This is a genomic window from Trichocoleus sp. DQ-U1, assembly GCF_039961925.1.
In the GTDB taxonomy this organism is placed as follows: domain Bacteria; phylum Cyanobacteriota; class Cyanobacteriia; order Cyanobacteriales; family FACHB-T130; genus FACHB-T130.
Map to the genome: position 1 here is coordinate 1 of NZ_JAMPKB010000140.1, position 7058 is coordinate 7058.

At 44.9% G+C, this 7058-nt stretch carries 7 protein-coding genes and 1 pseudogene; 3 read left to right on the top strand and 5 right to left on the bottom strand.

Annotation, left to right across the window (positions count from 1 at the left end; genetic code table 11):
* Positions 1-49: 49 nt before the first annotated feature.
* The gene (locus tag NDI34_RS27230) at positions 50-1282 is read left to right on the top strand and encodes a leucine-rich repeat domain-containing protein (protein ID WP_348234390.1); all 1233 of its coding nucleotides are present in this window, start codon (positions 50-52) and stop codon (positions 1280-1282) included.
* Positions 1283-1750: 468 nt separating this feature from the next.
* Here NDI34_RS27230 and NDI34_RS27235 read toward each other — a convergent pair whose 3' ends face one another.
* Complete coding sequence (locus tag NDI34_RS27235) at positions 1751-2131, bottom strand: cupin domain-containing protein (protein ID WP_190690619.1); 381 nt, start codon at positions 2129-2131, stop codon at positions 1751-1753.
* Between the two features lie 134 nt (positions 2132-2265).
* Positions 2266-2415, bottom strand: a pseudogene (locus tag NDI34_RS27240) (MerR family transcriptional regulator); the annotation flags it as partial.
* Positions 2416-2641: 226 nt separating this feature from the next.
* Here NDI34_RS27240 and NDI34_RS27245 point away from each other — a divergent pair.
* A complete protein-coding gene (locus tag NDI34_RS27245; RefSeq protein WP_348234391.1) occupies positions 2642-3526 on the top strand; it encodes a class I SAM-dependent methyltransferase in 885 nt (294 codons plus the stop codon).
* 70 nt (positions 3527-3596) lie between these two features.
* On the opposite strand, the gene NDI34_RS27250 is transcribed toward NDI34_RS27245, so the two are convergent.
* Both NDI34_RS27250 and NDI34_RS27255 read right to left on the bottom strand, forming a co-directional pair.
* On the bottom strand, positions 3597-4091 hold the full coding sequence (locus NDI34_RS27250) for a GNAT family N-acetyltransferase (protein ID WP_199305073.1): 495 nt from the start codon (positions 4089-4091) through the stop codon (positions 3597-3599).
* A gap of 113 nt (positions 4092-4204) precedes the next feature.
* On the bottom strand, positions 4205-5509 hold the full coding sequence (locus NDI34_RS27255; RefSeq protein WP_348234392.1) for a nucleotide disphospho-sugar-binding domain-containing protein: 1305 nt from the start codon (positions 5507-5509) through the stop codon (positions 4205-4207).
* A gap of 134 nt (positions 5510-5643) precedes the next feature.
* On the opposite strand from NDI34_RS27255, the gene NDI34_RS27260 reads away from it, so the two are divergent.
* Entirely contained in the window at positions 5644-6291 is a 648-nt protein-coding gene (locus tag NDI34_RS27260; RefSeq protein WP_348234393.1) for a TetR/AcrR family transcriptional regulator, read from the top strand.
* Positions 6292-6334: 43 nt separating this feature from the next.
* Here NDI34_RS27260 and NDI34_RS27265 read toward each other — a convergent pair whose 3' ends face one another.
* Positions 6335-6562 carry a hypothetical protein gene (locus tag NDI34_RS27265; RefSeq protein ID WP_190671876.1) on the bottom strand — a complete coding sequence of 76 codons (228 nt, stop codon included), beginning with the start codon at positions 6560-6562 and terminating at the stop codon, positions 6335-6337.
* Between the last annotated feature and the right edge of the window lie 496 nt (positions 6563-7058).

Consider the following 7058-nt stretch of genomic DNA (forward strand, 5'->3'; position numbering starts at 1 on the left):
TCCTGTTAGCCTTAGCTCAGAGCAGAATTTTGTTTAAGGTGATAGATGTATGAAGGTCAAAAATCATTTGAAACTGAACATTTCCCAAACTATTCCACAAGTTTTTCCGCCCTTCCGACTTCTCGCTACTCTAGTGCTTTTCCTGTTCGTTTCCGGTTCTCCTGGCGAGACTGTTGCCCTTCCAGAGACTACTCCTAAAACTTTTGCTGACTGGTGTTTGAATAAAGAAAACCTGAGCCTGGAGGCACAACACACGGTTGATATTTTGTTGGGAGTGGCAAAAACTCAAAATTGTCAGCGCGCTGACAAACTTCTTTCAACTCGCACCGAGCTTTGGCTCTCTAACAATCAAATAGCCGACCTCAGACCCTTTTCATCATTCACTAATCTGACTCAACTCCGGCTCGATAACAATCAAATAGATGACATCGGACCCTTGTCTAGACTGACTAACTTGACTCTAATTGACCTTAGTAACAATCAAATAGATGACATCGGACCCTTGTCCACACTTACCAACTTGGCTCAACTCTGGCTCAATAAGAATCAAATAACCGACTTCAAGCCTTTATCATCTCTAACCAACCTGGCGTTACTTGACCTTGCTAACAATCAAATAAACGACCTCCGGCCCTTATCTTCTTTGACCAAGGTAATGCGACTCAATTTTAATAACAATAAAATAGATAACCTCAAGCCTTTATTATCTCTGACAAACCTGGTTGAACTTAACCTTGCTAACAATCAAATAAACGACCTCAAGCCCTTGTCAATACTCACCAAACTGACTCAACTCTTGCTTACTAACAATCAAATAGCCAATCTTCAACCCTTGTCTTCACTGAGGAATCTGACTCATCTCCGGCTTAATAAGAATCAAATAAACGACTTCAAGCCCTTGTCTTCACTGAGGAATCTGACTCTACTTGACCTGGCTAACAATCAAATAAACGACCTTAAGCCCTTGTCTTCACTGAGGAATCTGACTCTACTTGACCTTGCTCACAATCAAATAAACGACCTTAAGCCTTTATCATCTCTAACTAACCTGACTCAGCTTAGCCTCCATAACAATCAAATAGCCAACCTCAAGCCCTTATCAACACTCACCAAACTGACGAGCCTCTGGCTCGATGAGAATCAAATAGCCGACCTTAGACCCTTGTCACCACTTACTAATCTGGCTGGAGTCTCGCTCCCAAACAATGAAACACTCACCGATAAAGTTTGTCCAGTCAACTTGGGATTTAGCTGTAGCATCCTACCTTTACAAGGTTACTGAAACTTAGGCTTTAGCAACTAGCAATTCCCTTCTTCCCGCAATATGGCGACGTTGCTAGCGCACAAAAAAACCCTAGTATCATGGTCAGGGTTTTTTTTGTCCTCAATGGAACCTGATAGTGCAGGGGTGCGATCCGCAAAAAAATACCCCAGCTACAAGAGCTAGGGTACAAACTGCATCGAAAATTAATTACAGTCGTCTCACTGTATTCACTTCACATTTTAGGGGTTATTGCAGTTGCACTCAGTCCTATCAAAAATTCAAGTACAGCAACTTGGGGTGATCGCAATAACCCTTTCCTAAAAACTTTAAAGCTTAGATTCCTAGGAGTCCGTCGCTTACCCATTAGACATCAGCATTGTTTCTGAGATTGTCGCTTGGAGGCAAACTACGTTTACCGCAACTGGGTTGAGAACCCCTTCCACCTAAAATTATCTGCTGTCGAATGCAGTTTGGTGGATTGAATGGTTAGGAATGGAAAGCCAAAGAATCTTCTAACGAGACAAGTTGATACCCTGCATCGGCTGGCGACACGACTGAAATAAAAACCAATGGCTCATCACCGTTGTTGAATACTCCATGTACGCATCCAGTATGAGCGACTATTATATCTCCTGCCACGATCGGTTTCGTAGTGCCTGCTTTATCAAGATAATATTCTCCCTTCCCGGTCAAAACAGTCCAAGTATCTTGCCCATTAGGATGGATGTGCGCGGGGATTTCCTGTCCCGGCTTGATGTACCAGGCTACAACGACAGCATCCTTGGACTCTGTAACGACTGAACGAACAGGCTCCCCGTCCGTTGGCTGCAAAAATTTAGAACTGTTGAATATCCTGGTCGTACTCATCTTTGTTCTCTTTTAGAAATAGGCTACACCAGCGAAAACAGTGCCACCTTAAGAGTTCTCTGGAACGCGATTGTCTCACAGATCACTAGAATCTTTTTGTATACAATGCAGCTTTAGTTAGATAGACTACCACCTCAAAGAACAGTGAGAGAACAGGGACAATCAGGCTTTTCTAACAGGGATTCAACCAGGGCATTGAACGCAACGGCTGCTAAAAGTCCGCCACCTAGAGAACCATCAGTCGTTAGGTACAGCGTGCCTATTTGCATCAGCCATCATTTAGCACAAGTCGTCATAGATGACTTTCCCGACCTGCCCCACTATTGGCTTAGTTATAGCAACGGAAAAGTTTTGGTCGGTAAGGCTCAAAAGCCTATAAATTAAGGCTTTTTTGGCTGTCCTGATTGACAAGTCTACGATTGCTTATGTAACGAAGCTAAGTTTATATGACTTAAAATCTTTAATATTGACCAATCCCAATAGTAACCCAGAAGCATCTAAGCAAACATCATGGCAGACGTACCTAATAGAAACCAACTACACCAAGAGAACCGCTTATCTTGGAACGAAGCGACCAAAGCACACAACAGTCATAAAAGTGACCAAGCCAAGTTTTTCAAAGCAGGTGGCAGTACCCTATTTCCAGAAGAAAAAGAACTGCTAGGTGACATCGCTGGCTTATCCTTAGTTCATCTCCAATGCAACGCAGGTCAGGACACCTTAAGTTTGGCACAACTGGGTGCTAAAGTAACTGGTGTAGATATCAGTGATGAAGCAATTGACTTTGCTCAAAAGCTATCACAAAAATCTGGCATTTATGCAACATTCCATCGTTCTGATATTTACGATTGGTTAGCAGAAACAGCAAACACGAACGAACGTTTTGATATAGCATTTTGCTCTTACGGCGCAGTCTGTTGGCTATCTAATATTAATTTATGGGCAAAAGGTATCGCATCCATATTAAAACCCAATGGGCGATTAGTTGTAGTTGAATTTCATCCAGTTGCCATGATGTTTGATGAACAATGGACGCTAAAATATCCCTATTTTGCTGACGGTCAACCCTTAACTTGGTCAGATGGCATCAGCGATTATGTAGCACAATCGGCTGGTGGGCTAACACCTTGGGTTTATGAAAAGGGAATCGAAAACTTTCGTAATCCCTATCCGTCTCATGAATTTCAATGGGGTACTGGAGAAATTATTACAGCAGTATTAGAAGCTAAGCTAAATCTAGAAGTATTCAAAGAATATTCTTATGCTAATGGTTGCAAGTTATTTGACACAATGGAAGAATTACCCGGACGGCGCATGGTTTCTCCCTCTGATATACCTTCTATCCCTTTGATGTATAGCTTATGCGCTCGGATGCCTATACTTCACGAAAATTGATGGAGTCTGATATTTATTAAACTTTGAACAAAAGAAAGTGTACTTCGCTGTTCCTTTGTTTTATTTTATGCTATTCAGTGATCCTAGCCATTGCATGAGCATCAACATAAGTACCAGAGCGGAAAGCGTACTTCCGAAATGTACCCTCTATTACAAAGCCATACTTTTCGTAAAGATGAATGGCGTTGGCATTATCAGTGTAAACAGTCAACTCGATGCGTTTTAGGTTAAGCCACTTTTCAGCTAAGTCTATCACCGATTCCATAAGAGCAGAGCCAATCCTTTGATTTTGGTAGTCGTCATGGACAAGCATACCTAGCTCGCCTACATGATTCCGACGCCCACCGAAGGTATGCAAACTAACCAATCCTACAACTTTTTGTTTTTGTTCCTGGTTGACAACGGCTACTAAACGATACATCCCTGTTGATGGGCTTTCTAATTTCTTTTTGATTTCATCGCGCGATTGGTAGGGCATTTGCAAGGTTCCCCACCGACATTTTGGTTGGAGAAAAAGCTCGGATACGTCTTCCCAATCAGACATTTCAAAAGCACGAATGAACATAACAGTTATCAGATAACAAATCATTTGTCGCTATCAACACATTAGTGTCGTTAATCCAAAAACCTTTCAAATTTTTTACAACAGGAGAAAGTGTGTTCATTGAGAGATTGCCGTTACTTGCTCAGCACAGGTTGTTTTGTGTTTGCTAGAGTTTCGAGTAATGATGCTGCAATAGCTGGAGAATCATATGACCTGATCTCTTGCTGAAACCGTTGGGCATTCTGCTTATAGGTTGGAGTCGATAGAATTGTTTCCACCGCACTTTTAATTTCTGCGGGTGTTGGGGTGCTTGTTTTGAGATCAATTCCGGTTCCAGTCCATTGCACTCTGGCGCAAATCTCTGGTTTTTCCTCAGTTTGTCCGGCTGTGACCATCGGCACTCCGTTTGCCAAAGCAATCTGCACACCATTGAAACCGCCATTTGTCACCATGACATCCACATGGGGCAACAAACAGGCATGAGGAATAAACGGTTCAATCCGTACATTCTGAGGTATTGCTTTAAGCTTAAGAGGGTCAAGCGGCTGTTTTCCAGTCGTCGCAACGATTAACACCTCCTCATCTGCAAGGGCTTGAATCGTTGGCTCAATGAGATCGCTTGCTTCCGTTGCAACTGTTCCTTGAGTAACGTGGACGACAGGCCGTTCACCCTGCAACTCCTGCCACCAAGCGGGCGGTACGAAGTTAGGCGGAGCCGGAGGCAGAAAAGTGCCAATAAAGTGAACCTGGGGCGGCAAGTCACGACGCGGATATTCAAACGAAGGCGTTGTTCCTTGAAGGTAGAGGAAGGGTGAAAGTGCAGCCGTGAAAAAATCTTGCCCTTTGGGAGCTAAGCCAACACTAGACCGAACCCGATCTAAGTGAATACGGACATCCCGCATTAATACAGCACGAGAGAAGATGTTGAGTAGCTGATTCCGTAGCAGTCCGCTCATAGAAGGGTTCGGCTGCATTCCTAAGCCAAATGGAGCCGTATCGTGGCTCATAAAGGGTAAAGCAGACATCCCAAACGCTGCCCAGGGTAAACCTGTTTTTTCGTACAGCCAGGACATTCCCAGGAAGAACACATCACACAATAGAATCTCTGCTGGGAATTCATTGAGGATATCAGTGAGATCCTGTAATTGCGTCACTGCTGCATCAATAAAACCGTGTTTGAGGTAGAACTTAAACTGCGCGACCCCTTTGAGCGCATCGCGCTGTTCCAGCCAACTTTTTTGAATTGTCTCAAATCGCGTTAAATCAATCCCGCGTTGAATCGAAACGTGACGCGCACCCGTCGCTTCGACCTTTTCTTTGAATCCATGCCCGGTGTACCACCACACTTCATGCCCCTGCTCAATCAGTCGCCGCACGATGGGTAGAGCCGGATTGACGTGCCCGGTCGCTGCAATCGTGCCCATCAGAAATCGTGTCATCGGTTTATGAATTAAACGTTTATTTCACAAACATGAAGGCTACCTCTTGCTTTTGTCAAGCGTTAATGGAACGTTTATTTCATAAACCGAGTAGGATCAAGGCAGACTCACATCAATAGACCACGTACTGGCGTATGGCGCGTAAAGTCCAATCCGTAGAGCAGCCGAAGCGAGCGATTCGAGATGCCGAGGCAACTCAGCAGCAGATTCTCGATGCCGCCGAAATTGAGTTTGCTCAACACGGGTTACATGGCACAAGGGTTGACCCCATTGCAACTCGTGCAGGAGTCGCGCCTCGGATGATCTATTACTACTTCCAGAGTAAAGAAGGGCTATATCAAGCCGTATTGCAGCGTCCGGCTGCGTTTCTCCAATCTGTGTTTGAGCAACTTAACCTGGATGCACTGCCTGCCAATGAAGCGTTGAGATCACTGCTTCAAGCCACAATTGAGTACGAAACCACGAACCGAAATCGGGGAATGCTTTTGTTTCAGGAAGCAATTCAGAATCAAGGACGGTACTTTAAAGTCATTAATTGGCAGGAGCCGATTGCACAACTGGCAGGCGTTCTAGAACGTGGAATGCAAACGGGTGTTTTTCGCCCGCTCGATGTTCACATGACGACGCTCAATATTATTGGCATTTGTACGTTCTATGCCAATGCTTATGACAACGTGAAGCATCTCACGCCAGATGAGGATTTACTGAGTCAGGAGATGATAGAGCGTTATACGGAAGCTGCAATTCAATTAGTGCTCAGTGGTGTTCAAGCGGATACTTAGACACATACATTCCTCGGCTAGCGATCGCACTCTTGGCAGCGGTTCAGGAATTCTTATCAATAAAACTACAATCCTCGGTTGGCGTTGAGAGAGGATTTTCCTCCAAGTCGTCATACATACATTTCTCAACCGGCGATCGCACTGGTGTCCGATCCGTTTTTACATCGTCATATCCAGGTTTTACCACCTGACCCACATAGCTTGGAGCGCGACAGTGATGGAGTTGGCTGTGAAAAGAGATAAAGAGAAATTGGGAAAGGCGATCGCTCATTTAAGCGTAGAAAACTAAGATAAACCACTCTATCGCCAGTCAGGAGGTCTGCCACGAAACGCCTAAGGCGATGCGGAGAGCATCGATCTCCAAAACATCTAGTCTACTAGGGCGGGCGGAATTAAGCTGATGTACCAATAATAAATCCCTGCTGAACTCAAAAACTCTCCCATCAGGAGTGAGATCGCGAACCTTCAGTTCTAGGGGAGACTTGAAGAAACCTGCTGTAGTCTCACGCCGAAGATCCCAGAGCGCGATCGCTCGCTGCCTCGACTTCCGACTCCCTACCAAATTCGGAGCGCCGAACTCGGTAGGGCGATCGCTGTCTCAATTTCTAACCCCCTGCCGAACCGGGAGAAATTTGTCTGTAAATGGTCGCTCTCGGCACAATGCCGAGATGTGTGGTCTCCAGTTACAGGCCGTTAGGTACGTTCTTGCTCTACCATGACTCTGGATACTCAGCGTGGGTTGGAAGCCCTCCGCTAGGACAACCCCA

What these genes read in the sequence shown, in the direction of transcription:
- NDI34_RS27250 (WP_199305073.1), bottom strand. Translation starts at nt 4,091, where the DNA reads ATGTTCATTCGTGCTTTTGAAATGTCTGATTGGGAAGACGTATCCGAG.
- NDI34_RS27230 (WP_348234390.1), top strand. Translation starts at nt 50, where the DNA reads ATGAAGGTCAAAAATCATTTGAAACTGAACATTTCCCAAACTATTCCA.
- NDI34_RS27245 (WP_348234391.1), top strand. Translation starts at nt 2,642, where the DNA reads ATGGCAGACGTACCTAATAGAAACCAACTACACCAAGAGAACCGCTTA.
- NDI34_RS27260 (WP_348234393.1), top strand. Translation starts at nt 5,644, where the DNA reads ATGGCGCGTAAAGTCCAATCCGTAGAGCAGCCGAAGCGAGCGATTCGA.
- NDI34_RS27265 (WP_190671876.1), bottom strand. Translation starts at nt 6,562, where the DNA reads ATGAGCGATCGCCTTTCCCAATTTCTCTTTATCTCTTTTCACAGCCAA.
- NDI34_RS27235 (WP_190690619.1), bottom strand. Translation starts at nt 2,131, where the DNA reads ATGAGTACGACCAGGATATTCAACAGTTCTAAATTTTTGCAGCCAACG.
- NDI34_RS27255 (WP_348234392.1), bottom strand. Translation starts at nt 5,509, where the DNA reads ATGACACGATTTCTGATGGGCACGATTGCAGCGACCGGGCACGTCAAT.